We start from the raw sequence: 26,565 nt of genomic DNA on the forward strand, positions 1-26,565 counted from the left end.
GACTCAACGGAGCGTGTCTACCGTCGCGCTCCCTGTGCTCGCCATAAGAATAAAAGGAGCGCCCCATGTCATTGGCCGAAATCCGCCTGGATGACAAATACCGCCTCGCGACTGGTCATCTCTACCTGACCGGCACTCAGGCGCTCACCCGCCTGCCCATGCTGCAGAAGCAGCGTGATGCCGCCTTCGGACTCAATACCGCCTGCTTCATATCCGGCTATCGCGGCTCGCCCTTGGGCGGCCTGGACAAGAGCCTGTGGGACGCGCGCGAGTACCTCAAGCAAAACCATATCCACTTCCAGCCCGGCGTCAACGAAGAGCTGGGCGCCACCGCGGTGTGGGGTAGCCAGCAGGCCAACCTGTTCCCCGGCGCCCGCTACGACGGCGTGTTCGCCATGTGGTACGGCAAGGGGCCGGGCGTCGACCGCAGTGGAGACGTGTTCAAGCACGGCAACTCGGCCGGCGTCTCCAAGCATGGCGGTGTGTTGGTGCTGGCTGGCGATGACCACGGCTGCAAGTCCTCGACCATCGCGCACCAGAGCGAGCATGCCTTTATCGCCGCCTCGATCCCGGTGCTCAACCCGGCCAACGTCCAGGAAGTGCTGGACTACGGCATTATCGGCTGGGAGCTGTCGCGCTACAGCGGTTGCTGGGTGGCGCTGAAGACCATCGCCGAGAACGTCGATTCCTCGGCCGTGGTGGACGTTGACCCGCTACGCATCCAGATTAAGATTCCCGAGGATTTCCAGCTGCCGGAAGACGGCGTTCACATCCGCTGGCCCGATCCACCCCTGGCGCAGGAAAAGCGCCTCAACGTGTACAAGATCTACGCTGCGCGGGCCTTCGCCCTGGCCAACAACCTCAACCAGGTCAAGCTCGACTCGCCCAACCCTCGCCTGGGCATCATCACCACCGGCAAGTCCTACCTCGACGTGCGCCAGGCGCTGGACGACCTCGGCCTGGACGAGGCGCTGTGCGCCAAGGTCGGTTTGCGCGTGCTCAAGGTCGGCATGAGCTGGCCGCTGGAGCCGGTCTCGGTGCACCAGTTCGCCGAAGGCCTGGATGAAATCCTGGTGGTGGAAGAGAAACGCAGCATCATTGAAGACCAGCTCACCGGTCAGCTCTACAACTGGCCGGTGGGCAAGCGTCCGCGTGTGGTCGGTGAGTTCGACGAGCAGGGCAATTCGCTGTTTCCGAACCTGGGCGAGTTGACCCCGGCAATGATCGCCCGGGTGATCGCCAAGCGCCTGGCGCCGATCTATAGCAGCCCGACCATCGAAGAGCGCCTGGCCTTTCTCGATGCCAAGGAAAAGGCTCTGGCTGCCCCCAAACACAAGACTGCGCGTACCCCGCATTTCTGCTCGGGTTGCCCGCATAACAGCTCGACCAAGGTGCCGGAAGGCAGCCGCGCTCTCGGCGGTATCGGTTGCCACTACATGACCCAGTGGATGGATCGCAGCACTGATACCTTCACCCAGATGGGCGGCGAGGGCGCGACCTGGATCGGCCAGGCGCCGTTCACCGACACCCCGCATGTGTTCCAGAACCTCGGCGACGGCACCTACTTCCATTCCGGCCATCTGGCCCTGCGTGCGGCCGTGGCCGCCGGGGTCAATATCACCTACAAGATTCTCTACAACGATGCGGTGGCCATGACCGGCGGCCAGCCCATCGACGGCGAGCTGCGCATCGACCAGCTCAGCCAGCAGGTACATGCCGAGGGCGTCAAACGTATCGCCCTGGTCAGCGACGAGCCGGACAAGTACCCGACCCGCGCCACCTTCGCTCCGGGCGTGACCTTCCATCACCGCCGCGAGCTGGACGCCGTGCAGCGCGAGCTACGCGAGTTCAAGGGCGTTTCGGTGATCCTCTACGACCAGACCTGCGCCACTGAGAAACGGCGTCGGCGCAAGCGCGGCAAGATGGTCGACCCGGCCAAACGCGCCTTCATCAACCCGGCGGTGTGCGAGGGCTGCGGCGATTGCAGCGTGAAATCCAACTGCCTGTCTGTGCTGCCGCTGGAAACCGAACTGGGGCGCAAGCGCGAGATCGATCAGAGCGCCTGCAACAAGGATTTCAGTTGCCTGGAAGGCTTCTGCCCGAGCTTCGTTACCGTGCACGGCGGCGGCCTGCGCAAGCCAGAGGCCGTTGGCCTGGGCGCGCTATTCATCGCCTTGCCGGAGCCGAAGCAACCGGCTCTGAGCCGGCCCTGGAACATCCTCCTGCCGGGTGTCGGCGGTAGTGGCGTGACCACCGTCGGTGCCCTGCTGGGTATGGCCGCGCACATCGAAGGCAAGGGCTGTACCGTGCTCGATCAGGCTGGGCTGGCGCAGAAGTTCGGCCCGGTGATCACCCACATCCGCATCGCCGCGCGGCAGAGCGACATCTACGCCGTGCGTATCGCCGCCGGGGAAACCGATCTGCTGCTGGGCTGCGACCTGGTGGTGTCGTCCAGTGAAGAGGCACTGGCCAAGCTCAACGACAAGATCGCCCATGCGCTGATCAACAGCCATGAAGCGGCCACTGCCGAGTTCACCCGCAACCCGGACGCCCAGGTGCCCGGCGCGGCCATGCGCGAAGCGATCAGCGAAGCGGTGGGCGAGGGCAAGACCCGTTTTGTCGATGCCACGCGCCTGGCCACTCGCCTGCTCGGCGACAGCATCGCCACCAACCTGTTCATGCTCGGCTATGCATATCAAAAGGGACTGGTGCCGGTAACGGCCGAGGCGATCAACAAGGCCATCGAACTCAATGGCGTGGCCATCGAGCTAAACCAGCAGGCGTTTCTCTGGGGGCGTCGGGCTGCGCATGACTTGGCTGCAGTGGAGAAAGTCGCTGCACCCAAGGTGGTCGAGGCGCCACATTGCAGCACGCTGGAGGAAATCGTCGCCGACCGCGTGCAGCGTCTGACCGCCTACCAGAACGCTGCCTATGCCGAGCGCTATCGCGAACTGGTCGAGCGCGTGCGCAAGGCCGACACCGATGCCGAGCAGCGCCTGAGCAAGGCCGTGGCGCGTTACTACTTCAAACTCCTGGCCTACAAGGACGAGTATGAAGTGGCGCGGCTTTACAGCGATGCGACCTTCCGCAAGCAGCTCGAAGCGCAGTTCGAAGGTGACTACCAGCTGCAGTTCCACTTGGCGCCGAGCTGGCTGAGCAAGCCGGATGCCGTTACCGGCGAGCCGCGCAAGCGCAGCTTCGGTCCCTGGATGCTCAAGGCATTCGGCGTGCTGGCGCGCTTCAAGTTCCTGCGTGGCAGCGCGCTCGATCCGTTCGGCCACAGCGCCGAACGTCGCCTGGAACGCGAACTGATCGAGGAATACGAAGCCAACGTGGCTTATCTGCTCGCCGAGCTCAATGGCAGCAACTACCGCACGGCAGTGGCGCTGGCCGAGATTCCTGAGCAGATCCGCGGCTACGGTCATGTGAAGGAAGCGGCGCTGGCCAAGGCGCGCGAGCAGGCGACGCAGCTCAAGGCACGCCTGACCGTCAGCGAAATCGCCGCCGTGCAGTTGTTCGAACCGGCTGCCTGAGCCTCAGACCCATCCCCTTTGCCACCCTCTCCCACGCGGGAGAGGGGCGGCCTTTTACATCCGAGGTAACCCGATGTCCGTCTTCACTCACGTCGACTTCGATCAGCACGAACAGGTGGTCTATGGCCACGACAAGGCCAGCGGCCTGAAAGCCATCATCGCCATTCATGACAGCACCCTTGGCCCGGCACTGGGCGGCTGCCGCATGTGGAACTACGCCACGGACGAAGAGGCGCTGCGCGATGTGCTGCGCCTGTCGCGCGGCATGACCTATAAATCGGCGTTGGCCCGCTTGCCGCTCGGTGGCGGCAAGGCGGTGATCATCGGCGACCCGCACACCGGCAAGAGCGAGGCGCTGTTCCAGGCCATGGGTGATTTCGTCGACAGCCTGGGCGGGCGTTATGTCACGGCGGCGGACTCCGGTACCGGCGTGGCCGAGATGCGCATCATGGCCGAGCGCACTCGCCATGTGGCTGGCGCCGGGCAGCGTGAGGCCTTCGGTGGCGGCAGCCGTGACGGCGATCCATCGCCGTCCACCGCCTATGGCGTGTTCATCGGTATCCAGGCTGCAGTGGCCCATCGCCTCGGTCGCCAGGACCTTTCCGGTATCCGTGTGGCCATCCAGGGCGTCGGCCAGGTCGGCTTCGGCCTGGCCAAGCTGTTCAAGGACGCCGGCGCCCAGCTGTGGGTGACCGACATTCATGAGACCAACGTGCAGCGCGCGGTCGCCCAGCTCGGCGCCACCGCGGTCGGCCAGCACGATATCTACCGCCTCGATGTGGACGTGTTCGCGCCGTGCGCGCTGGGCGCCATCGTCAACCTGCAGACGCTGGAAGCCCTGCGCGCGCCAATCATCGCCGGCGCGGCCAACAATCAGCTGGCCGACGCCAGCCTGGCCGAGCTGCTGCGTCGTCGTGAATGCCTGTATGCGCCGGACTACGCGATCAATGCCGGCGGCATCATCGATGTCTGCTATGAGCGCACCGGTGGCAGCGCTGCTCAACTCAAGGCGCATATAGAGGGCATCGGCCCGACCCTGGCGGAAATCTTCCAGCGCGCCGAACGTGAAGGCGCGACCACCACCGCGATAGCCGACCGCATGGCGCTGGAGCGTTTGCGCGGTGGCCTGCAACCGGTGCGTGCAGCAGCGGCTGCCAAGGAGGTATCCCAGGGCTGGCAACGTTAGGCAGGGAGCGGTGGCGACATGACAAATGCGCGCGCCGCCGCTAAGATGCGGCCCGGCCGTAGCGAATACGGCCGTGTCCCCTTAGTTCAACGGATAGAATAAGCCCCTCCTAAGGGCTAGATGCTGGTTCGATTCCAGCAGGGGACGCCATCTTCTTTCTCGCCGATCTGGCGTGCTTCTCCGCCTTGTTCTCTGATTCTGCATGAGCGACCTTCGCTCGCCATGCCGCCCAGTCGCCTCGCTGTTTCCCCTCTTCGCTGTCGCTTCGCGGATCCAGAGCATGCGGTCTCTGGATGTGGTGTTTGGTCTTCATTTCAGGCGCGCAAGACCTCTAGATCGCACCTTTTGTTCCCTGCTTGGCTGCTCAGATAGCCGTCTCGGGTGCCGTGCTAACGCGAGGGCTCGATATAAGTATTTGTTCTTAAGCGCGGTTGCAAATCATTATCATGTGGTTTTAGTATCGGCCCACTTTCATCCGGACCGATGAGGTGCGACGTGACCACGGAATTGCCCTACGATTTCATCGCAATTGGCATCGGGCCTTTCAATCTCGGATTGGCATGCCTCGCGGAGCCTCTGGGAGCCCGCAGCCTGTTCCTCGACAGGAAGGCCGAATTCAGCTGGCACCCCGGCATGCTGCTAGATGGCACCACGCTACAGAATCCCTTCCTTGCCGATCTGGTCTCGATGGCCGATCCCACCAGTCGTTTCAGCTACCTCAACTACTGCAAGCAGCAAGGCCGCTTGTACAACTACTACATCCGCGAGAACTGGTACCTGTCACGTCAGGAGTTCGATCGCTACTGCAAGTGGGCGGCGGCGCAGCTCGACAACCTGCGCTATCAGCACGAAGTGCAGGAGGTCTGGTACGACGATTCGCTGCCTGGCTATGTGCTGGCCGGTGTGCGCGGCGATACCGGCGAGGGTTTCCAGTACAGCTGTCGCAAACTGGTGATCGGTATCGGTGGTGTGCCGCACATTCCTGCCTGCTGCAGCCCTGGCGACGCTCGCCAGGCGGTGCATACCTCGGGTTACCTGGACAGCAGGGAGGCACTGCAGCGTTGTCGTAGCATTACCGTGATCGGCAGTGGGCAGAGCGGTGCGGAGGTGTTTCAGGACTTGCTGGAGCAAGCCCCGCAACGTGGATACCAGTTGAACTGGGTGACCCGTGCGCCGCGCTTTTTCCAGATGGAGAACGCCAAGCTCACCCTCGAGTTGATCACGCCGGACTATGGCCGCTATTTCTACGGCCTGGACGACGGGGTCAAGCGGCAAATCCTCGATGACCAACGCAGTATCTACAACGGCATCAATCAATCGCTGATCGAGCGTATCTACCAGACCCTGGACGAGCGTCAGCAGCAGGGCCTTACCGGTGTCAGGCTGCTGCCCAACCTGGCGTTGCAGCAATGCCAGCGAGACGCTATCAGCGGGCAATGGCAACTGGAGTTTCAGCACGCTCAGACGGGCTCGCGTTATGGCCACGCGACCGACGGGCTGGTGTTCGCCACCGGCTATCGCTACCAACTGCCAAGTTTCATCGAGGGCATTCGCGAGCGGATTCGCTGGGATGCACAAGGACGTTACACGCCATCGCCGAACTGGGCGGTGGATCATCAGGATAGTGAGATCTATGTGCAGAACGTTGGCTTGCACAGCCACGGCCTGACCAACCCCGATCTTGGTCTGGCTTGCTGGCGCAATGGTCGCTTGCTCAATGAGCTGACCGGGCGTGATGCGTATCCCTGCGAGGCGCGCACCACCTACCAGGATTTCCAGCCGCCGGCTGACTGCGGCTTCGTCGCGCTCGGGCAGGGGAGCGCCTCTGCATGAACCTGCGCACCACCATTCTGATCATGTCGGGCTTCGGCGTGATCAGCGATTCGATTCTGATCGCGTTCTACCCGCAATTCTTCGAGACCCGTTACGGCGTGACCAGCCCGGTGCATGTGGGTGCCTACATCGCCGCCATCTCGATTGCGGTGATGTGCATGCTCCCCGTCTGGGCGCGTGTCGCCAGGCGTATGGAGACCATGCACCTGCTGTTCTACACCCAGGGAGTGGCTGCACTGTTCTGTCTGGCTTCGATCTGGGCGCCGAACGTCGAGAGCTACTGGCTGCTCAGTCTGATGATGTTCATGACCAAGGCCAGTTACCTGCTGATGTTCCCGTACCTGATGCGTCTGGAGGCGCCAGAGAATCACAGCCTGGTGATCGGTCTGCTGTCGGTGGTCATCCACATCGGCGCGATCTTCGGTGCGGCTGTCGGCGGCATGGCGCTGGAGCAGTACGGGCCCAGTTTCTGCATCACCCTTATGGCAGCTGGTGACCTGGCGCAGATGGCCCTGTGCCTGTACCTGATCCGCAGCGGGAAAGTGGTCAAGGTGCTCAGTCGCGAGGAGAAGAGCGGCCAGGCACCGGTGCCGCGGCGTAGCCCGCAGGCGCTGTCGGCGCTGCTCAAGCTGTGCCTGCTGATGTTTCTCTTCGACTTCAGCGCCTACCTGGTACGGCCTTTCTTCACCCTGTACTGGGAGGCACGTACGGGGCTGCACGAGCCACTGCTGACCGGCCTGGTGTTCGCCATCCCCGGCATCGTCGCCTTGCTGGCGCTGCTGCTCAAGCATCTGCTCGCGCAGCCACCGCGCTGGGTCGATCACACCCTGTTCAATCTGCTGCTCGGGGCATCGGGCCTGGCACTGCAGGCCAGCGAGTCGCTGGAGCTGATCATCATCGGTCGCTGTCTGTACGGGTGGGCGCTGTATCAGGTGATAGTCAAGCTCGAGGTCACTCTGTTCAAGGTCAGTACGCCGGATGCCTATGCCCGCGATTTCGGCGTCACCAACTTCTTCCAGAACCTTGGCGTGCTGCTGTCCTCGTTCGGCGCCGGGTTTCTGGTCAACCTGGTCGGTATTCCGCTGACCTTCGTCATCGCTGCGGCAGGCCTGCTGCTCACGGCGATCATCGACCGCGGCTGGTTCGGCGTCGATCGCCGGCATGCCGCTCAGGGAGAACTTTGCCATGCCAACTGAGGCCGCAGTGTCGCGCCATCCGTGTGCATCGCTAGACCCGCAATTCAGCCTGCGTCCGTTGCGTCTCGACGAGGATGTCGCGGTGATCCACCCCTGGTACCAGATGGACTACGCCCATTACTGGAACATGCAGGACATGACCCTGGAGGCGACCCGCGACTTCTACGCCGACGCCATGGGGAGCGGCCACATGCGTGCCTTCATGGGCTGCTATCGAGGTACGCCAGCGTTCGTCATGGAGTGCTACGACCCTCGGCACGACCCGCTCGGCGAACTCTATGCGGTGCAGCCTGGCGACCTCGGCATGCACTTTTTCGTCGGCCCGAGCAAGGAGCCGATTCGCCACTTCACCCGTGACGTGCTGCGCGCGGTGATGGCCTTCCTCTTCGACGAACTCGGTGCCCGCCGCGTGGTTGTGGAACCGGACATTCGCAATCACAAGGTGCATCGCCTGAACCGTCTGGTCGGCTTCGTTGAGCAAGGCCCTGTCGATCTACCTGCCAAGACCGCGCTGCTGGCGTTCTGCACGCCCGACGACTTTTTCCAATCACTTGAAGGATCAAGCCCGCTATGACTTCTCCTCGTCTGGATCATCCTGCCGACGCCGTCGCCCACCTCAGTCCCGAGCTGTGGCACAGGGTCAATCGCCTGCTAGTGCGCAAGGCCATCGCCGAATACGCCCATGAGCAGTTGTTCAGCCCGCAGGTGCTGGGCGCAGCCGAGCGTGAAGGCTGGCAGCGCTACGAGCTGCAGGCGGATACCGAAGGCTGTGAGTACCACTTCGAAGCGCGCACCATGGCCTTGCGCCATTGGCACATCGAGCCGGCCAGCATCGAGCGCGTGCTCGATGGCCAGCAGCAGACGCTCGATGCGCTGACCTTCGTCATCGACTTCAAGCGGACGCTGGGCATCCCGGCGGACAAGCTGCCGGTGTATCTGGATGAGATCAGCAGCACCCTCTACGGTGCGGCCTTCAAGCACGGCGAACGGGCGCTGAGCAGTGCCGAGTTGGCGGATGCTGACTACCAGACCATCGAGGCGGCGATGATCGAGGGCCATCCCGGCTTCGTTGCCAACAATGGCCGCCTGGGTTTCAACGCTTTCGACTATCACGCCTACGCACCGGAAAGCGGCTCGCGCTTCGCCATCATCTGGCTCGCGGTACACCGCGACAACGCACATTTCGCCGCCGTGCCGGGGCTGGGTCACGAGCAACTGCTGCGCGACGAGCTGGGCGAGGCGCAGTTGCTGGCCTATCGCAAGCAACTGCAGGAGCAGGGGCTGAATGCCGATGACTACCTGCTGATGCCGACGCACCCCTGGCAGTGGTTCAGCAAGCTGAGCCTGATGTTCGCCGCCGACATCGCCCAGCGCAAAATCGTGCCGTTGGGGCGTAGCAGCGACGAATACGTCGCTCAGCAGTCGCTGCGTACCTACTACAACATGTCGCAGCCGCAACGCTGCTACGTGAAGACCTCGTTGTCGATCCTCAACATGGGGTTCATGCGCGGCCTGTCGCCTTACTACATGGCCGGCACGCCGGCGATCAACGCCTATCTGGACCAGTTGATTAGCAGCGACCCGGTGCTGCGTGAATACGGTTTCAGCATCCTGCGCGAAGTCGCCTCCGTGGGTTATCGCAACCGCTACTACGAGTCGGCGCTGGAGACCGACAGCCCGTACAAGAAGATGCTCTCGGCGCTGTGGCGGGAGAGCCCCGGTAGCCGCCTGAAAAGCGGCGAACGGCTGATGACCATGGCCGCGCTGTTGCACGTCGACCCGCACGGCCAGGCACTGCTGCCCGAGCTGATCCGCCGCTCGGGGCTCACCGCTCAGGCCTGGATGCGCCGCTATATGGATGCCTTCCTGCGCCCGCTGATGCACTGCTTCTATGCGCACCACCTGGTGTTCATGCCGCATGGCGAGAACCTGATTCTGGTACTCGACGGCCACGTGCCGGTGCGCGCGATCATGAAGGACATCGCCGAAGAGTCGGCGATTCTCGACAAGGATGCGCAGATGCCACCGGGCCTGGAACGTCTGGCCGTGGACGTGCCGGAGGACTACAAGATCCTCGGCATCTTCATCGATGTGTTCGATGGCGTGTTCCGCCACATGAGCCAGATTCTCGAAGAGAACCAGTGCATGAGCGAAACCGAGTTCTGGCGCGGTGTCGCCGAGTCGGTGATCGACTATCAGCGTGCGCACCCGGAACTGGCCGAGCGCTTCGCGCGCTACAACTTCTTTGCGCCGAACTTCCTGCATTCATGCCTGAACCGTCTGCAACTGAAGAACAACCTGCAAATGGTCGACCTGGCCAACCCGGCAGGCAGCCTGATCATGGCCGAGCCGCTGAACAACCCGGTCGCTGCGTTTGCACCCTGTAAAGAGCACGAAACGGCACCACGGCGTATCGCCGAGTTGCAGCGCTAGCTGCTCGCCCCGTCAGGCAACGCCGACGGTGCACGATTTCCATGGTCCGGATTGGGCCATAGCCCAAAGCCTGAGGCGTTGGCGCGCCGACGCGGGCGGGATCGGTGCCGGCCGGTTTCAGCTCGCGGCTGCCTGCCAGTCTCGAGTCCGCAGCAAGGAGCCACGCATGTACAACCCCAGTCGTACCGCTCAGTTTGCCGCCACGCCCTACGATTTTCGCGCCACCGAGCCGCAGTTGCCGATTCATAGCTACTGCGATCCGGCGATCTACGAATGCGAACAGGAGCGGATCTTCCGGCACTGCGCCAACTACATCGGTCACGAGAAGATGGTGCCCGAGCTGGGTGACTGGTACGCGCTGCCGCACGAGGAGCACAGCCGCATTCTGGTGCGCAACGAGCATGGCGTGGAGCTGCTGTCCAATGTTTGCCGTCACCGTCAGGCGCTGATGCTTGGCGACTTCAGCCCCGGCAGTGATGCCGACACGGTACGCCGTGGCAACCTGCGTACCACAGGTGGTCGCATCATGTGTCCGTTGCACGCCTGGACGTACGACACCAGCGGGCTGATCGTGGGGGCGCCGAAGTTTCCGGAGAAACCCTGCCGTAACTTGCCGCGCTACCCCCTGCATAACGTTGCCGGCTTTCTTTTCGAAGGGCCACGTGACCCGGTCGCCGACATCGGCGCGTTGTTCCGCCGCCCGGACATGGACTTCTCCGACTACCAGCTCGACCACGTCGAGATGCACCCGTGCAAGTGCAACTGGAAGACCTTCATCGAGATCTACAACGACGACTACCACATCGCTTCGTTCCATCCCGGTCTGCGCCGTTACGTGCGCAGCGAAGGGCTGCAGTGGGATTACGGCGACTGGTACAGCCTGCAGCGCATCAACGTGAACCCCAACCTGGCACGTGCCGGCACCGATACCTACCGCGCCTGGCATGAAGGCCTGATGGCCGTGCATGGCAATGCCGCGCCGGATTTCGGTGCGATCTGGGCCAGCTACTACCCGACCCACATGATCGAGGTATTTCCCCACGCCCTGGTGCTTTCCACCGTTTACCCCAAGGGCGTGCACGAGTGCCTCAATGTCGTCGAGTTCTATTACCCGCAGGCGCTGTGTGAAGGCAATCGCGATCTGGTCGAGGCGCACCGCGCTGCCTACATGGAAACCGCCATCGAGGACGACGAGATCGCCGAGCGAACCGACGCCGGCCGGCGTGCACTGTATCAGCGCGGCGTCGATGACAGCGGCCCGTACCAGATACCGCTGGAGGAGGGCATGCAGCACTTCCACGGCTGGTATCGCCAGGTGATGGGCCAGACCTTGGCTGCCGAGCGCCGCTAAGGCGCGTATCGGCCCGACATGGAGGTTGCCGTAATGAGTTGATGTCCCCTTGCGCTGTGCCCACGCCTTATCCAACTCAACCAAGAAAAGTGTCTGCCCATGAAATCGATGTATCACTCACAACACCCGGCGCGCTTGCGCGCGACCTGCAGCTCTCGCGTACTGGCCATGGCCCTGTGCCTGGCGCCACTGGCCTGGCCGGTGGTGGCCGCCGAAGCCGAGGAAGAAGGCGAGGCGGTGGTGCTGCAGCCGGTCAGCGTTACCGGCGTCAACCAGGCGCCGCCGGTCGTCACCGAGCAGAGCGACTCCTACACCCTGGGTCGCAGCGGCACGGCGACCAAACTCGACCTGACGCCGCGGCAAACGCCGCAAACCATCACCAGCGTGAACCGTCAGCAACTCGATGACTTCAAGCTCGGCAACGCCAACGATGCCCTGCAGGCGGCGGGTATTGGCGTGCAGCGGGTAGAGACCGATCGCACCTACTTCACCGCGCGTGGCCTGGATGTGAACAACTTCCAGATCGATGGCATCGGTGTGCCGTTCTCTTCTGAAGAGCAGATGGGCGACATCGATACCTTCCTCTACGACCGTATCGAGATTCTCAAGGGTGCCAACGGCCTGACCTCCAACCCCGGCAACCCGTCGGCGACGATCAACTTCGTGCGCAAGCGCCCGACCCGCGAAACCCAGGCGCAGCTGGGCTTCAGCTATGGCTCCTGGCAGACCCGGCGCCTGGAGGCCGACGTGTCCGGCTCGCTCAACGACAGCGGCACGCTGCGCGGGCGCGCCCTGGTCGCCGGGCAGGAGGGAAATTCCTATCTGGATCGCTACCAGCCGAGCAAGACGCTGTTCTCCGGCATTCTGGAGGCCGACCTGACCGACAGCAGCACCGCGACCATCGGCTACTCCAAACAGCGCAACCGCCCGGAAGGCATCATGTGGAGCGCGCTGACGCTGTACTACACCAACGGTTCCAAGGTGCATTACGACCGCTCGCACAATACCGCGCCGGACTGGACCTACTGGGATACCGACGACGAGCAGACCTTCGCCGAGCTGAAAACCGACTGGGGTGGCGGCTGGCAGACCCAGGTGACCCTCAACTACCGCGAGATTGGCTCCGACGCCGAAATGCTCATGGCCGGCGGCGTGCCGGATGCAAGCACGGGACTGGGACTGACCACCTATGCGTCGAAGTTCGACCGTACCGAGCGCCAACTGCTGGGCGATGCCTCGGTCAAGGGGCCGTTCGAGCTGTTCGGTCGTACCCATGAGGTGGTGCTGGGCAGCAACTGGTCGCGCACCCGCGCGCACTGGACCTCCAGCGACGATGCCGCGGGGGTGGCGCTGCCACCGGTATGGGATTACGACGGCAACTATCCGCGCCCGGATTTCGCCAGTGTCACCAGCTGGGCCGACTACACCACCTACCGCCGCAGCTATTACGCGGCCGGGCATTTTGCGCTGAGCGACCAGCTCAAGCTGATCACCGGGGTCAACCACAGCAACCTCAAGAGCAGCGGCGAACGTGTCGGTGAAGGCCATCAGTACGACAAGAGCAAGTCCACGCCCTATGTCGGCCTGACCTACGACCTCAACGACAACTACTCGCTGTATACCAGCTACACCGAGATCTTCAGCCCGCAGCACCAGGTCGATCGCAACCATGCCTTGCTCGAGCCGATCGAGGGCAACAACATCGAGGGCGGAATCAAGGGCGAGTGGTTCGACCGCCGCCTCAATGCCAGCTTCGCCCTGTTCCGTACCAAGCAGGACAACACCCCCGAGTACGCCGGCTTCGATAGCGTTGAGGGTTTCTCCTATTACCAGGGCGTGGACACCAAGGTCGAAGGCTATGAAATGACTCTGGCCGGGCAGCTGACGCCAGGCTGGGAAGCCAGTGCTGGCCTGACTCATCTGTTCTCGATTCGCGATGGTGACGGCAGCAGCACGCGCACCTTCATTCCGCAGAACACCCTTTACCTGGCCACCACCTATCAGGTGCCGCAGGTACAGGGCTTGAAGGTGGGCGGCAGCGTCAACTGGCAGAGTGAGATCTTCCGTGAGCAGGGCACTTCGACCACCGGCGAGACCATCGTCAGTCGTCAGGGCTCCTACGCCGTGGTCAATGCGCTGGCCAGCTACGACATCGACCCGCACTTCAATGTCTCGCTCAACGTCAACAACCTGTTCGACCGCAAGTACCTGACCAGCCTGTACTGGGCGCAGTCCTACTATGCGCCGTCGCGCAATGCGATGCTGAGTCTGAGCTGGAAGTACTGATCCCGCCCCCCCAGCCCCGCCTGATCACAGGCGGGGCTTTCTATTGCGCCGGCAGTTTCAGCAGCGCTTCGCTGATCGCTTCGGCCAGATACTCAACGCTGAACACGCCGCCGTGAGTCCAGGTCGAACGCATGCTGGTCAGGCGCTGCTGGCGCACGAACGGCATGGCCTGCCACAGACGGGTGGTGAACAGGCGCTCCTGCTGGGCGAAGGGCTCGATATAGATCACCACGCCATCCTCGATCGTGCCGAGCTGGGTGACCGGCGCCTGGATATTGCCCCAGCGGCTGACTGGCACTGCTTGTGCCGGCTGCAGGCCGAGCAAGGACATGGCGTGCTGCGGCAGTGAATTGGGGCCGAAGATGTACACCTGGGTGGCCGATGCGAAACGGATAAGAGTGACCTTGGGCAACTCACCGCCGAAGTGTTCCAGCAGGTGTTGGCGCAACTCGTCGATGCGCTGTTCCATCTGCTGCAGGCGCTCGTGCGCCAGATCACTGCGCTGCAGGCGTGCGGCCAGGTCCAGGTAGTTGTCGCGCTGCAGTTGCAGGTTGTCCTGCTGCTGGGTGAAGTCACCGTAGCTGAGCACCGGCGCAATGCGCTCCAGCGGTTGGCGCATGTCCTCCAGCAGGGGCGTGATCAGGATCAGCTCGGGGTGCAGCTGTGCCAGACGCTCCAGGTTCGGTTCGGTACGACTGCCGGCGTTGAGAACCTCGGCGGGTAGCGTCGGATGCACCACCCAATCACGGTAATCCGCGGCGTCGGCCACGGTGAGCGGGGTGATGCCCAGTTGCAGCAGGTGCTCGGCAGGCTCCCAGCTCAGCGCGGCAATACGCGGTTCGCCCGGCTCGGCCATTGGCAGCCAGCAGAACAGGGGCAGGCAGAGCAGCATCGTGCAGCGCTTCATGCCAGGCGCCTGCGCAGCAACAAGAAGATGAAGTAGCTGCCGCAGAGGATCGAGGCGACGATGCCCAGCGGGATCTGCAGGGGAAAGATCAGGTTGCGGCCGATGAGGTCGGCCAGCAGCATCAGCAGGCAGCCAAGTAGCGCCGCCAGCGGCAGTTGCTGCTGGATGCGCCGAGCACCGAGGGTGACGGCCATGTGCGGAGCGAGCAGACCGAGAAAGCTCACCGGGCCGACCAGGCTGGTCACCAGGGCGCAGAGCAGCGACACCAGCAACAGCAGGACCAAGCGCGTTGCCGGTACATCCAGGCCGCGTCCATGGGCGATGCCGTCGCCTGCCGAGAGCAGATCCAGCGCGCGTTGCCAGAACAGGCTGAGGCCGATCAGCAGGCTTACCCCCGAACCCAGCGCGATGGCTTGCAGGCCGCTGACCCTATAGGTTGAGCCGGCTAGCCAGCCGAGCAAGGCCAGGGAATCCGAAGAGCCCTGACTAAGGGCCAGTTGCAGAGCGGTATTGAGCAGAGCCGCCAGGGCCATGCCGACCAGTACCATGAGCGCTGGCGAGTACTTCTGTTTGCGCCCTAGCAGCAATAACGTCGCCAGCACCAGCAGGCAGCCGATGAAGGCGGCAATCGGTGCCAGCAGCCAGAACAGCGCCTGACCGAACAGCAGCAGGCTGATCATCACCGCCAGTGCTGCACCGGCGCTGAGGCCGAGAATGTCGGGGCTGGCCAGCGGATTGTGCAGCAGGCGTTGCAGCAGTACACCGGCAACGGCCAGCCCAGTGCCAGCGGCTGCCGCACTGAGCAGTCGCGGCCAACGCAGCGACCACAGGACGTCCGCTGGCCAGGCCAGTTGCCAACCCTGTGGCGCGTATTGCAGGCACAGGCCAAACAGCGCGGTGAGCACCGTGGCCAACGTCAGCAGCCACCATGTGCGAACCTTGCAGCTGTCGCGGCCTCGGGGCAGGGCCAGCGCTTGCCGATCTTGCGCAGCGCCCTGGCGACAGGCAAGCCAGAGCAGAGCTGGTGCGCCGATCAGGGCGGCGACGGCGCCCGTTGGTATCTGCTCACTCAACCAGTGGCTGAGTAGCAGCGCCACGGCATCGCTGGCCAACAGCACCAACATGCCCAGCAGTACGCTGTAGACTAGCTCGTCACGGGCCGTGCGGGCGCCACACAGACGCGCCAGGTTGGGCGCCACCAGGCCGATGAAGCCGATCAGACCCACGGCGGTAATGGCTGCAGCGGTCATCCACAACGAGGCAAGAAACAGCATCAGCAGCGCCGGCCACAGGTTCAGCCCGCGCCCCCGAGCGGCGGTGCCGCCCAGCTTGAGCAAGGTCAGCACGCGCGGGGCGAGCCACAGGAGCAGCAGCCCCGGCAACAACTTGGGCCAGAGCCAATGAACCCAGGACCAGTCGATCTGTCCCATATCGCCTGCGCCCCAGATGAACAGGCCGCGTGTCTGTTGCTGGTTGAGTATCAGCACAGCGATGGCCAGTGCGCCCAGTAGCAGGTTCATCGCCATGCCGGCGAGTATCACTGGCAAGCCGGCGATACCGTCGCGTCCGGCAATCAGCAACACCAGCCCGACGCTCAGCAGTGCGCCGGCCAGCGCCGCCCAATGGCCATATTCGGCAGCAAAAATAGGGAGGACCAGGCTGGCGGCCAACAAGCCGAGCCAGGCGCCGGAGGCAGCGCCGAGGGTCATGGGTGATACCAGGCGGTTCTGCGTCAGTTGTTGCAACAGGCTGCCGGATAGCCCCAGCGCCGCGCCCACCAGCAGCGTCATCACCAGGCGCGGCAGGCTGGCCAGGTGAAATTGCAGAGCGGCGAAGCTGTCGCCTTCGGGGACAGTCAGCGTCCAGTGGTCCAGGCTGATATTGAGGTGCAGCAAGGCAATGATCAGCAGGCCGAGCAACGCCAGGCCGTAGCGGCAAGCGCCTGCTTTCAGTGGACGCCAACTGTCGACCAGGCTCGGTGCGCTGTGCATCTCAGCCAAATCCGGGCGACCCGTTGATTCGAAGTGGATTGTGCGTTGCGTAGCACGCGCACATCAGCAGACCAGCTCCTCGCGAAAGCGCTGCAAGCGCTCGGCAGGTTTCAACCTCGGGCAGCCGGCACAGGGCTCGCCGTCGGCGCGGCGAAAATGTTGGCAGCAGGCGTTGCGTCCCAGCGCCAGGCACTGGCTGCCATTTTCGAGACTTACCTCGATCAGTGGACTCTTGCCAGGGAAGCCCAGCGCCTGCAGCCAGCGGTCTTCCAGCTCGCGCAGCTGGCCATTGCTCAGGCCCTGGTGGCGTTGCAGCAAAAGCAAGGCAGCACGGGCGCAGTCGGCAATCAGCAGGCGCGCCAGCTTGGGGTAGATGTTGGAGACACCGTTGAACTCCTCCAGCTGACGTTCCAGCAGGTTCATCAGTCGCTCAGCGGCGTTCTCGACAAGATTTCTGTCACCGCTACGCAGTGGGCAATCGGGCGGCAGGTTGAAGCCTCCGACGAAGCCCTGTCGGATCGATTGCCCCATGCGTTTCAGGCAGGGTACGCGGTGTTCCAGGTGAGCGGCCAACAGGCTGAGGTAGATGGGTTGCCAGATCAACAAGGTCCAGCAACGGGTGGACCAGTAGTGTCGCCCGGCCTCGGGGTGGGCTTGCTGCCAATACTTGTGCAGCGCGGCGATGCGCTCCTGATTGCCTTGGCCGCCACACAGCAACTGGTCGCTGCGTACTGGCGCCACGTTGCCATTCAGGCCTGGCAGGCAGAGGGAGACGGACTTGAGCAGGGCGTCGAGGTCGGTAGCAGGATGCATGGCGATTGAACCCGGAAGCTTCGCGAATAGAACGCGTCGGCAGAAGCGACCGGGGCAATCTAGCAATCAAACGCTAATAATACAAATTATCATTTGCGTATCTGGGTGTTTCAGCCACAAAAAAGGCCCACGCGAAGTGGGCCTTGCTATCAAAGCGCCGAGCTTCAGCTGTCCTGACGCTCTTGTGCCATGCATGCGGCGGCGGTGAACAGCACGTCCGTGGAGGAGTTCAGTGCGGTTTCCGCCGAGTCCTGAACGATGCCGATGATGAAGCCGATGGCGACGATCTGCATGGCCACTTCGTTAGGGATACCGAACAGGCTGCAGGCCAGCGGGATCAGCAGCAGCGAGCCGCCGGCCACACCGGACGCGCCGCAGGCGCTGATCGCGGCCAGCACACTGAGCAGCAGTGCGGTCGGCAGATCGACGGGGATGCCCAGGGTATGCACCGCAGCCAGGGTCAGGACGGTGATGGTGATGGCCGCACCGGCCATGTTGATGGTGGCGCCGAGCGGGATGGAGACGGAGTAGGTCTCTTCGTGCAGGTTCAGATCCTTGCACAGTTGCAGGTTGACCGGGATGTTGGCAGCCGAACTGCGTGTGAAGAAAGCGGTGATCGCACTGCCACGCAGGCAGGTCAGCACCAGCGGGTAGGGATTGCGACGAATCTTCCAGTACACCAGCGCCGGGTTGATCAGCAGGGCCACCAGCAACATGCAGCCGACCAGCACCACCAGCAGGTGCAGGTAGCCGAGCAGGGCCTCGAAACCGGACTCGGCCAGGGTCGCGGCGACCAGGCCGAAGATACCCAGCGGTGCCAGGCGGATCACCAGCTTGACGATGGCCGTAACGCCATTGGACAGGTCGCCCAGCAGCTGCTTGCTGCTGGCACTGGCATGACGGAAGGCGAAGCCGAGGCCGATGGCCCAGGCCAGGATGCCGATGAAATTGCCGCGCAGCAGTGCATTGACCGGATTGTCGACCACGTTCATCAGCAGGGTCCTGAGCACTTCGCCGATGCCGCCGGGGGGCGACAGTTCGGCGGCCTGGCTGCTCAGCACCAGCGACGACGGGAAGGCGAAGCTGGCAATCACCGCCACCAGGGCGGCGCTGAAGGTGCCGATCAGGTACATCGCCAGGATCGGGCGAATGTGGGTCTGTTGGCCTTGCTGGTGGTTGGCGATGGACGACATCACCAGGATGAACACCAGTACCGGGGCCACCGCCTTCAACGCCGAGACGAACACGTTGCCGATGAAGCCGACAGACAGCGCTGCCTGCGGGGCGATAACGGCAAGGGCGATACCCGCGAGCAGGCCGATGATGATCTGCGTCACCAGGCTGGTACGGTTGAGAAGCTGCAGGGCAGGGTGGATGGCTTGGGACATCGCGTGGTTCTCTGGTTGCTGGGCGTGTGGCAAGGGCCGTCGCGCCTGGGTCGAGAGGGCTTTCAGCGCAGCCTGTGGAGGCTCGGCCGAAAAAATAGCGCGCGACTCTAGCACAGCCTCACGCTGCTTCGAGCCAGCCATGGGCATCTGGACGACAGGGTGCAAGCCGGTGTCGCATCTCGGCAAGCTTTGCCTGCTTGAAATATCGAACGACTGGTGCGTATTTTGTACGCATCCTCGCCATCAGGCGGTATCCGCGTCATTCAAGGACAACAAAAGATGAGCACTGCCAGCCGTCACGCACTGGAAACCCTGCTGCAGGGCATCGATGAGATCGATTGCGTAACTCCGGACCTCAATGGAGTTCCCCGAGGTAAGGTGATGACGGCCAGCGGTTTTCTTGAGGGGCGGCGCCTGCAGCTCGCTCGCGGCGTACTGTTGCAATGCATCATGGGCGGCTACCCGCCGGCACGTTTCTACGGCGGTGACGATGGCGATCTGGTGCTTAACGCCGACCCTTGCCAGATTCACCCTCTGCCCTGGAGCGAGTCGCCGCGCGCACTGGCCATCTGCGACGCAGACGAACTGGACGGGCGCAGCTCCGGGCTTTCCACGCGCGGTCTGCTCAAACGGGTATTGGCGCGCTACGCCGAGCATGGCTGGCAGCCTGTCGTGGCGACCGAGCTGGAGTTCTTCGTGTTCGCCGCCAACCCCGACCCGCAGCAGCCGTTCCAGCCGCCGGTGGGCTTGGATGGCCGTCGTGAAGACGGTGGCTCGGCATTCAGCGTCAGCTCCGGCAATGGCCTGCGGCCGTTCTTCGCCGAGGTCTATCGCTGCATGGAGGCATTGGGGCTGCCGCGCGACACCTTCATGCACGAGATGGGCGTCAGCCAGTTCGAGATCAACCTGTTGCATGGCGACGCGTTGCAGCTGGCCGATCAGACCTTCCTGTTCAAGCACCTGCTCAAGGAGGTCGGCTTCAAGCATGGACTGTCCGTGGTCTGCATGGCCAAGCCGCTGGCGCATACGCCGGGTAGCTCCATGCATATCCACCAGAGCGTGGTGGAGCGGGGTAGTGGCCGCAATATCTTCAGCGCTGACAATGGCGAGGCGACAGCGGCTTTTTATCACTTCATCGGCGGTCAGCAGGCTGCAATGGCCGATTTCACCCTGCTGTTCGCACCGCACGTGAATTCCTATCAGCGCCTGTGTCATCCCTATGCGTCGCCGAACAACGCCTGCTGGTCGGTGGACAATCGCGCCGCCGGCCTGCGTATTCCGGCCAGTGCCCCGGTGGCGCGGCGGGTGGAAAATCGTCTGCCGGGTGCCGATGCCAACCCTTATCTGGCCCTCGCTGCCAGCCTGGCGGCTGGTCTGCATGGTCTGGAGCGTGAGCTGCAGCCCAGCGCGCCGATCCAGGGTGAGTTCGAGGTGCCGGAAGAATTGGCGCTACCCTGTACCATGCACGCCGCGATCGAGCGTCTGAAACGCAGCGAGCTGGCAATCGAACTGTTCGGTGCGGAATTCATCGAAGGTTACATCGCCAGCAAGACCCTGGAGCTGACCAGCTTCTACGATGAAATTACGCCCTGGGAGCGTCGTGTTCTCGCCGCACAGGCGTGACGCTCACCCGGTTACCGTACAAGGAGCTTTACCCGCCAATGCGACTGATCTGGAAGTCATTCCGCTCGCTTTATTTCGCCACCCTGCTGATGTTGCTTGGCTCCGGTCTGCTCAGTACCTACCTGGCACTGCGCCTGGCCGATACTGTGGATGGTCTCTGGGTCGGTGCGCTGATGGCGGCCAATTACTTTGGCCTTGTGCTCGGCGGCAAGCTGGGGCATCGGCTGATCGGCCGGGTGGGGCATATCCGTGCTTATGTGGCCTGTGCTGGCGTAGTCACGGCTGCTGTGCTCGGCCATGGGCTGATCGAGTGGCTGCCATTCTGGCTGTTCCTGCGTATGCTGGTGGGCCTGGGCATGATGTGCCAGTACATGGTGATCGAGAGCTGGCTCAACGAGCAGGCCGAAGCCAAGCAGCGTGGCCTGGTGTTCAGTGGCTACATGGCGGCCTCTTATCTGGGACTGATCCTTGGCCAGCTGGCTCTGGTCGTACACCCGACCCTGGGGCTGGAGCTGCTGATGCTGGTGGCGCTGTGCTTCGCGCTGTGCCTGGTGCCGGTGGCGCTGACCCGGCGTTTACACCCGGCGCCCTTGCATCCGGCACCGCTGGAGCTGCGCTTCTTCCTCAGTCGCGTGCCGCTGTCGCTGACCGCTATCGCCGTGGCTGGCCTGTTGATCGGTTCTTTTTATGGCCTGGCGCCTTTGTACGCCACTCGGATGGGGCTATCGACCGAGCAGGTGGGGCTGTTCATGGGCAGCTGCATCCTGGCGGGTCTCCTGGTGCAGTGGCCGCTGGGCTGGCTTTCCGATCGACATGACCGCGTGCGCCTGATTCGTGGCTGTTCGGTCTTGCTGCTGCTGGCTGCCTTGCCGTTGGCGGCACTGCCACAGGTATTTCTCGGCCTGCTGTTCGGTGTCGGTTTTTTGGTCAGCATGATGCAATTCAGCCTCTACCCACTGGCCGTGGCCCTGGCCAATGACCATGTCGAGCCGGAGCGGCGGGTATCACTGACGGCCATGCTGCTGGTCACCTTCGGCGTGGGCGCCTGCATCGGCCCGCTGCTGGCCGGTGTGCTGATGCGTTTCTACGGCGCCAACATGCTCTATGTGTTCGTCAGCGTTTGCGCGTTGATTCTGGTCTGGCGCATTCGTCCTGAAGTGGTGACCCACCTGCATCAGGTCGATGATGCGCCGCTGCAGCATATGGCCATGCCCGGCAACGTAACCAGCTCGCCACTGGTCGCCGCTCTCGACCCGCGGGTCGATGAGCAGACGGTACAGGAGCAGATGCAGGAGCCAGCTGCGGCGGGCGAGGAGGAGGTTGAGCCGGACGTGAAGCGGGGGTAGTCCGCCGCCAGACTTTGTAGGGTGGGCTTTAGCCCACGGCGGCCTCCCTTGGTGGGCTGAAGCCCACCCTACGGGCTTTGCGCGAATGGAGGGGGTGGGCTCAGAAGGGGCCGTCGCTCTCGGTGCGACGGGCCTCGCGTTGCAGTTGATAGACGAAGCGCTCGACCTGGCGTTGCTCCAGACCGGTCATGCGATGAAAACGAGTGCCGACGAAGGTCATGTCGACCTTGTCCTCGTATTGCACATGACGTATTTCCACTGCGCAGGTCAGGTTGCCGAAGGGCAGGTAAGCTGTGAGTCGCTCGTGCACCTGGCCATTGCTTAATTGCTGGCTGAGATTACCGGCGAAACGCAGTTTGCAGCCGGTGGCCGAGATGTCCAGCAGATGGCCTGGCAGCGACTCGCGCAGTTTGTCACCATTGAGTACAACCTTGACCAGATCGCTTTGTTTCAATTGTGCGCGAAAGGCGCTGCGGCGCTGGTGATAGATTACCTCACTGGGTAGCGGCGCCCAGTAGCAGGGGGCTCCCTCGAGCTCGCCGAGCTGCACGTCATGATCACAGGTCCAGGCGACGCGTACCCCGTCGCGAAACGCTTCTATGTTGAAGGTTTCACCCTGCTTGAGAAAACGCTCACCATCGTTGGGGATGATTTCGTCCAGTGCCACGCGAGCACGGTCTTTATCGATTTCAACCAGGTAGCTTTGGAAGCGCAGGTCGCGCCCCTTGAACTGAATGATCAGGGGGTCATGGTTCTGTTGCAGTTGACGCAGGATGGCAATGATCTCGACGGATGTCTTGAGCACCTTGGGCGGCTGAGGACCGCTCTCGTCGTTGAACGCGCTGGACACAGGACGGAACTCTCCGGTTCATGAGCTATAACGGCACTAGCATACTGGCAGAGTGCCTGCATGTCCCTGTGCTTTTTGTTGGGGGATGGCTCAGGCCTGGCTGAGCGGTCTTTGCTGCGCGATTCTAGCGGCACCGCCGCGGCTGTCATAGAGGCCGGGTGTCTCTGCGCCGCGCAGAATACCAAGGACGCTGCCGACCGAGGCCTGGTTGGCGCGAATCAAACGCCCATTGCGTAGATTGGCCTCCTGGCAGCGCTGCAGGAGAGCGGACAGCTCCTCACTGCGTACCAGCAACTGATCACCTACGGAGGACTTGCTCGCCAGCGCAGTGAGCCCTTCGCGATCTGCACTCAGACCGGCGTTTTGCAGCAGACGGCTGCGCTCGTTGCCGTGCTGTTGAAGCAGGGCAAGCAGAGGTTGTTTTTCACTGAGCAGGCTGTCGAGGCGCGGCAGGTCGCGTTCGGTGAGGGCCTGGAATTCGTTATCGATCAGCTCAAGCAATTGCTCGGCGGTGCCGATATCGTTGGTGAAGAGGTCAAGCAAGGCTGTGTCGTTCATGGCGGGCTCTTGGGGGTCGGGCGTCCAACACCCCCAGCGCAGCCCTGAGACTAGCGCTGGGATTCGAAGTCGAGCAGTTTCTGGGCGACGCGTTTGCTGTCGACCTGATAGCTGCCATCAGCAATGGCCTGTTTCAGCTGGGCCACACGCTCCTTGTTGACGATGGGCTGATCACGCAGCTTCTCGCCGATTGTTTGCAACTGCTGTGCCTCACGGCTCAGTTGTACCGATTCACCGCTCTTGGTGTTGGTCTGTTCATCAGTACCGGTGACAGGCGCTTTGTTCGGCTGTGCCGACTCATTGCGATTGCCAGCCTGAGTCGCGCCGGTACGTCCCGCATTGGCGGGCGTATTGGCATTGTTCAGCCGGTTGAAGTCGATGACCATGATGCAGAACCTCGGACGATATGGTGGACGCTTGCCATGCTTCTCGGCTGCTGCCGGGAAAACTTTAGGATTAATTTCATCGCGTCGTTTAACAGTGTAGGGAATCGCCACGTCTTTGCGCTACAAGAAACATGCCTACATGGGTACTTCCACTTGCCCAGGCCCGACAACGCGGGCTCGAACGACTCGCTGCGAACGCAGGTTACGCACGTTGATCTGTTCGCCTGGAGCACCATCGGTCAGAGCTTCGCCGGGCATACGGACACTCACGCTAGCGCCGCGAGCGCTGATCACCACCTGGTCGCCGCGCCGAATGACCTCGGCTATTTGCAGATGAGTCGAAAGAAGAATCTGGTCACTACCGAGCTGGCGCGTCAATTTTTTGCCGATCGCCTGATTCAGGTCGGTGAGAAAGTTCTGACCCAATTGACCGACATCGCGTTCAACCAGGCTCAAATCCGTAGCTTTGACTACGCTCATGCGCTTGAGCGGGCGAGTCAGTACGACAATGGGGCGATACAAGCGCACTTCAGCGGGCACGAATACTGTCCACGGAGCGCTGCCGTCACAGCGCACGCGCGTAGTGACACGGCCCAGCGGCTGCGCCGGGCTTTCCAGCGTGGTGGTCAGCGGCTGATCGCACAGAGGCAGGCGTAACCGTGGGTCGAGACGGTTGACGCGAATCTCATGGCGGCCCTGAATTTCGCTACGCTGTAGATATTCAGTGGTCGCCTGCTCAAGAAAGGCCTCGGTGGCGCCGATAAGTTGTTCAGTGCTGGTGAAGGTGGCAGCCGCCGTAGCGCTGTAGCCGAGTGTCGGCAAAGCGAGTAAAACGGGCAAAGGGGCAAGGCACTTTGCTAGTAGCTGACGGAATGATGACGTTCTCTGCTTCATAAGCAATGCAAAGCAAGCCCCGTGCCGCCTGCTAGGCTCAACGGGGTAGGCGTTACTGGATAAGAAGGAGTCCGGGCATGGCCGGGTTGATGGATTCGGTTAACCAGCGCACTCAGTTGGTGGGACAGAACCGCTTGGAGTTGTTGCTGTTTCGCCTGGAAGGCCCACAGCTTTACGGTATCAACGTATTCAAGGTGAAAGAGGTGCTGCAATGCCCGAAACTCACCATCATGCCCAAATCAAGTCCGGTGGTGCGGGGGGTGGCCAACATTCGCGGGGGCACCATCCCGATTCTCGATCTTTCCATCGCTACCGGCCGTGCCGCGCTGGAAGATCTGAAGACCAGCTTCGTGATCATCACCGAGTACAACACCAAGGTTCAGGGTTTTCTGGTGCGCTCGGTCGAACGTATCGTCAACATGAACTGGGAGGAGATCCATCCGCCACCCAAGGGCACCGGACGCGATCACTACCTGACAGCAGTCACGCGGCTCGACCAGCAGTTGGTCGAGATCATCGATGTCGAGAAGATTCTCGCCGAGGTGGCGCCTACCTCCGAAGTGATCTCCGCGGGCGTTATCGACGATCAGGTACAGAGTCAGGCGCTGACCAAGCACGTGCTGATCGTCGACGACTCTTCGGTGGCGCGTAAGCAGGTGCTGCGCTGTCTGCAGACCGTAGGCGTGGAAGTCACGGCACTGAACGACGGCCGTGAAGCGCTCGATTACCTCAAACAGATGGCCGAGGAGGGGCGGCGTCCCGACGAGGAACTGCTGATGCTGATTTCCGACATCGAGATGCCCGAGATGGACGGATATACGCTGACCACGGAGATTCGTAGCGATCCGCGCATGCAGAAGCTGCACATCCTCCTGCATACTTCACTGTCCGGGGTGTTCAACCAGGCGATGGTGAAGAAGGTCGGCGCCGACGATTTCCTCGCCAAGTTCAAGCCGGATGATCTGGCGGCGCGGGTGGTCGAGCGCATTCGGGTAGCGGATGGGGGCTGAGGGACAAACCTTGGTGAACGTTATGGTTGGTGAGGCGGCACTAGTGTCTTCAGGTAATTTGGATTTCGAGCAGTTCCGGACTTTCCTGGAAAAGGCCTGCGGTATTCTGCTGGGTAGCAACAAGCAGTATCTGGTCTCCAGTCGTCTGAACAAACTGATGGAGCAGAATGGCATCAAGACCCTGGGCGAACTGGTGCAGCGCATGCAAAGCCAGCCGCGCGGAGGGCTGCGCGAGCAGGTGGTGGATGCCATGACCACCAACGAGACCCTGTGGTTTCGCGACACCTATCCGTTCGAGGTGCTCAAGAGCCGGGTGCTGCCGGAGCTGATCAAGGCCTACCCGGCCCAGCGTCTGCGCATCTGGTCGGCGGCCTGTTCGTCCGGGCAGGAGCCCTATTCGCTGTCGATGACCATCGACGAGTTCGAGCGTACCAACCTCGGCCAGCTCAAGGCGGGTGTGCAGATCGTCGCCACCGATCTGTCTCCGTCGATGCTGAGCAACTGCAAGTCCGGCGAGTACGACAGCCTGGCCATGGGCCGCGGTCTGTCGCAGGAGCGTCTGCAGCGTTATTTCGATTCCAGGGGGCCGGGGCGCTGGCAGGTCAAGGCGCCGATCAAGAGCCGCGTCGAGTTTCGGCCACTGAACCTGCTCGACAGTTATGCGGCGCTGGGCAAGTTCGACATCGTGTTCTGCCGCAACGTGCTGATCTACTTCTCGGCCGAGGTGAAGAAGGACATCCTCACGCGTATCCATGCCACCCTCAAGCCAGGCGGCTATCTGTTCCTGGGGGCCTCCGAGGCGCTCAACGGGTTGCCCGAGAAGTACCAGATGGTGCAGTGCAGCCCGGGGATCATCTACAAGGCCAAATAGGCGCAAGGCATGTTTGGTATCAGCAGCGGGAGGCCTTTGGCCTAATGCCAGTCAGTTAAGCCGTTGCACTCGATCTTTGTAGGAGCCGGCTTGCCGGCGATCCGCCATAA

At 62.7% G+C, this 26,565-nt stretch carries 20 protein-coding genes and 1 tRNA gene; 13 read left to right on the plus strand and 8 right to left on the minus strand.

From position 1 onward, the window contains the following. Positions 1–65: 65 nt before the first annotated feature. The 9 genes from P3C50_RS01850 to P3C50_RS01890 all read left to right on the plus strand — a co-directional run bounded on the left by P3C50_RS01850 (position 66) and on the right by P3C50_RS01890 (position 13,818). Entirely contained in the window at positions 66–3,533 is a 3,468-nt protein-coding gene (locus P3C50_RS01850; protein ID WP_275544669.1) for an indolepyruvate ferredoxin oxidoreductase family protein, read from the plus strand. 73 nt (positions 3,534–3,606) lie between these two features. Next, positions 3,607–4,719, plus strand: a complete 1,113-nt coding sequence (locus tag P3C50_RS01855) for a Glu/Leu/Phe/Val dehydrogenase dimerization domain-containing protein (RefSeq protein ID WP_275544670.1) — start codon at positions 3,607–3,609, stop codon at positions 4,717–4,719. 75 nt (positions 4,720–4,794) lie between these two features. Then, a tRNA-Arg gene (locus tag P3C50_RS01860) sits at positions 4,795–4,869 on the plus strand. A gap of 345 nt (positions 4,870–5,214) precedes the next feature. Beyond that, positions 5,215–6,552, plus strand: a complete 1,338-nt coding sequence (locus tag P3C50_RS01865; protein ID WP_275544671.1) for a lysine N(6)-hydroxylase/L-ornithine N(5)-oxygenase family protein — start codon at positions 5,215–5,217, stop codon at positions 6,550–6,552. Further along, on the plus strand, positions 6,549–7,748 hold the full coding sequence (locus tag P3C50_RS01870; RefSeq protein WP_197858149.1) for a YbfB/YjiJ family MFS transporter: 1,200 nt from the start codon (positions 6,549–6,551) through the stop codon (positions 7,746–7,748). Before P3C50_RS01865 ends, P3C50_RS01870 begins: the two co-directional genes overlap by 4 nt. Further along, on the plus strand, positions 7,738–8,322 hold the full coding sequence (locus P3C50_RS01875) for a GNAT family N-acetyltransferase (protein WP_275544672.1): 585 nt from the start codon (positions 7,738–7,740) through the stop codon (positions 8,320–8,322). Before P3C50_RS01870 ends, P3C50_RS01875 begins: the two co-directional genes overlap by 11 nt. Next, positions 8,319–10,181 carry an IucA/IucC family protein gene (locus P3C50_RS01880; protein ID WP_275544673.1) on the plus strand — a complete coding sequence of 621 codons (1,863 nt, stop codon included), beginning with the start codon at positions 8,319–8,321 and terminating at the stop codon, positions 10,179–10,181. Before P3C50_RS01875 ends, P3C50_RS01880 begins: the two co-directional genes overlap by 4 nt. A 166-nt stretch (positions 10,182–10,347) precedes the next feature. Further along, on the plus strand, positions 10,348–11,532 hold the full coding sequence (locus tag P3C50_RS01885) for an aromatic ring-hydroxylating oxygenase subunit alpha (RefSeq protein ID WP_275544674.1): 1,185 nt from the start codon (positions 10,348–10,350) through the stop codon (positions 11,530–11,532). Positions 11,533–11,631: 99 nt separating this feature from the next. Then, a complete protein-coding gene (locus P3C50_RS01890; protein WP_275544675.1) occupies positions 11,632–13,818 on the plus strand; it encodes a TonB-dependent siderophore receptor in 2,187 nt (728 codons plus the stop codon). Between the two features lie 40 nt (positions 13,819–13,858). Here the strand turns inward: P3C50_RS01890 and P3C50_RS01895 are convergent, their stop codons facing one another. From P3C50_RS01895 to sstT, 4 genes are all read right to left on the minus strand, one after another. Continuing rightward, complete coding sequence (locus P3C50_RS01895; protein WP_256672154.1) at positions 13,859–14,725, minus strand: ABC transporter substrate-binding protein; 867 nt, start codon at positions 14,723–14,725, stop codon at positions 13,859–13,861. Next, positions 14,722–16,716 carry a Fe(3+)-hydroxamate ABC transporter permease FhuB gene (gene fhuB, locus P3C50_RS01900; protein WP_116619181.1) on the minus strand — a complete coding sequence of 665 codons (1,995 nt, stop codon included), beginning with the start codon at positions 16,714–16,716 and terminating at the stop codon, positions 14,722–14,724. The genes P3C50_RS01895 and fhuB overlap by 4 nt, the downstream gene beginning before the upstream one ends. 63 nt (positions 16,717–16,779) lie before the next feature. Beyond that, a complete protein-coding gene (locus P3C50_RS01905) occupies positions 16,780–17,529 on the minus strand; it encodes a siderophore ferric iron reductase (RefSeq protein ID WP_275544676.1) in 750 nt (249 codons plus the stop codon). 164 nt (positions 17,530–17,693) lie between these two features. After that, positions 17,694–18,917 carry a serine/threonine transporter SstT gene (gene sstT, locus P3C50_RS01910; protein ID WP_074681315.1) on the minus strand — a complete coding sequence of 408 codons (1,224 nt, stop codon included), beginning with the start codon at positions 18,915–18,917 and terminating at the stop codon, positions 17,694–17,696. A gap of 381 nt (positions 18,918–19,298) precedes the next feature. Here sstT and P3C50_RS01915 point away from each other — a divergent pair, with 381 nt between their 5' ends. Both P3C50_RS01915 and P3C50_RS01920 read left to right on the plus strand, forming a co-directional pair. Next, positions 19,299–20,540 carry a glutamine synthetase family protein gene (locus tag P3C50_RS01915; protein WP_275545329.1) on the plus strand — a complete coding sequence of 414 codons (1,242 nt, stop codon included), beginning with the start codon at positions 19,299–19,301 and terminating at the stop codon, positions 20,538–20,540. Positions 20,541–20,578: 38 nt separating this feature from the next. Further along, entirely contained in the window at positions 20,579–21,886 is a 1,308-nt protein-coding gene (locus P3C50_RS01920; RefSeq protein ID WP_275544677.1) for an MFS transporter, read from the plus strand. 100 nt (positions 21,887–21,986) lie between these two features. On the opposite strand, the gene P3C50_RS01925 is transcribed toward P3C50_RS01920, so the two are convergent. From P3C50_RS01925 to flgA, 4 genes are all read right to left on the minus strand, one after another. After that, positions 21,987–22,736, minus strand: coding sequence for a flagellar brake protein (locus P3C50_RS01925; RefSeq protein ID WP_074856806.1), 750 nt, complete (start codon positions 22,734–22,736; stop codon positions 21,987–21,989). Between the two features lie 90 nt (positions 22,737–22,826). Continuing rightward, positions 22,827–23,294, minus strand: a complete 468-nt coding sequence (gene flgN / locus P3C50_RS01930) for a flagella synthesis protein FlgN (protein WP_003460689.1) — start codon at positions 23,292–23,294, stop codon at positions 22,827–22,829. 50 nt (positions 23,295–23,344) lie between these two features. Then, positions 23,345–23,680, minus strand: a complete 336-nt coding sequence (flgM, locus tag P3C50_RS01935; protein ID WP_003460690.1) for a flagellar biosynthesis anti-sigma factor FlgM — start codon at positions 23,678–23,680, stop codon at positions 23,345–23,347. A 135-nt stretch (positions 23,681–23,815) separates the two neighbouring features. Continuing rightward, positions 23,816–24,574: a flagellar basal body P-ring formation chaperone FlgA gene (gene flgA, locus P3C50_RS01940; protein WP_074856809.1), complete on the minus strand. Its 759-nt coding sequence runs from the start codon at positions 24,572–24,574 to the stop codon at positions 23,816–23,818. A gap of 77 nt (positions 24,575–24,651) precedes the next feature. Between flgA and P3C50_RS01945 the strand changes: the two genes are divergently transcribed. Further along, positions 24,652–25,584: a chemotaxis protein CheV gene (locus P3C50_RS01945; RefSeq protein WP_275544679.1), complete on the plus strand. Its 933-nt coding sequence runs from the start codon at positions 24,652–24,654 to the stop codon at positions 25,582–25,584. Positions 25,585–25,627: 43 nt separating this feature from the next. Then, a complete protein-coding gene (gene cheR / locus P3C50_RS01950) occupies positions 25,628–26,455 on the plus strand; it encodes a protein-glutamate O-methyltransferase CheR (protein WP_275544681.1) in 828 nt (275 codons plus the stop codon). The last annotated feature ends 110 nt before the right edge of the window (positions 26,456–26,565 follow it).

The sequence above is a fragment of the Pseudomonas sp. Marseille-Q0931 genome (assembly GCF_940789645.1).
Classification (GTDB): Bacteria; Pseudomonadota; Gammaproteobacteria; order Pseudomonadales; family Pseudomonadaceae; genus Aquipseudomonas.

Excerpts from the sequence above, each read along its gene's own strand:
- P3C50_RS01870 (WP_197858149.1), top strand. The coding sequence starts at position 6,549 with ATGAACCTGCGCACCACCATTCTGATCATGTCGGGCTTCGGCGTGATC.
- sstT (WP_074681315.1), bottom strand. The coding sequence starts at position 18,917 with ATGTCCCAAGCCATCCACCCTGCCCTGCAGCTTCTCAACCGTACCAGC.
- P3C50_RS01875 (WP_275544672.1), top strand. The coding sequence starts at position 7,738 with ATGCCAACTGAGGCCGCAGTGTCGCGCCATCCGTGTGCATCGCTAGAC.
- P3C50_RS01895 (WP_256672154.1), bottom strand. The coding sequence starts at position 14,725 with ATGAAGCGCTGCACGATGCTGCTCTGCCTGCCCCTGTTCTGCTGGCTG.
- P3C50_RS01890 (WP_275544675.1), top strand. The coding sequence starts at position 11,632 with ATGAAATCGATGTATCACTCACAACACCCGGCGCGCTTGCGCGCGACC.
- P3C50_RS01945 (WP_275544679.1), top strand. The coding sequence starts at position 24,652 with ATGGCCGGGTTGATGGATTCGGTTAACCAGCGCACTCAGTTGGTGGGA.
- flgN (WP_003460689.1), bottom strand. The coding sequence starts at position 23,294 with ATGAACGACACAGCCTTGCTTGACCTCTTCACCAACGATATCGGCACC.
- flgM (WP_003460690.1), bottom strand. The coding sequence starts at position 23,680 with ATGGTCATCGACTTCAACCGGCTGAACAATGCCAATACGCCCGCCAAT.
- P3C50_RS01880 (WP_275544673.1), top strand. The coding sequence starts at position 8,319 with ATGACTTCTCCTCGTCTGGATCATCCTGCCGACGCCGTCGCCCACCTC.
- flgA (WP_074856809.1), bottom strand. The coding sequence starts at position 24,574 with ATGAAGCAGAGAACGTCATCATTCCGTCAGCTACTAGCAAAGTGCCTT.
- P3C50_RS01920 (WP_275544677.1), top strand. The coding sequence starts at position 20,579 with ATGCGACTGATCTGGAAGTCATTCCGCTCGCTTTATTTCGCCACCCTG.
- P3C50_RS01915 (WP_275545329.1), top strand. The coding sequence starts at position 19,299 with ATGACGGCCAGCGGTTTTCTTGAGGGGCGGCGCCTGCAGCTCGCTCGC.
- fhuB (WP_116619181.1), bottom strand. The coding sequence starts at position 16,716 with ATGCACAGCGCACCGAGCCTGGTCGACAGTTGGCGTCCACTGAAAGCA.
- P3C50_RS01855 (WP_275544670.1), top strand. The coding sequence starts at position 3,607 with ATGTCCGTCTTCACTCACGTCGACTTCGATCAGCACGAACAGGTGGTC.
- P3C50_RS01905 (WP_275544676.1), bottom strand. The coding sequence starts at position 17,529 with ATGCATCCTGCTACCGACCTCGACGCCCTGCTCAAGTCCGTCTCCCTC.
- P3C50_RS01850 (WP_275544669.1), top strand. The coding sequence starts at position 66 with ATGTCATTGGCCGAAATCCGCCTGGATGACAAATACCGCCTCGCGACT.
- P3C50_RS01885 (WP_275544674.1), top strand. The coding sequence starts at position 10,348 with ATGTACAACCCCAGTCGTACCGCTCAGTTTGCCGCCACGCCCTACGAT.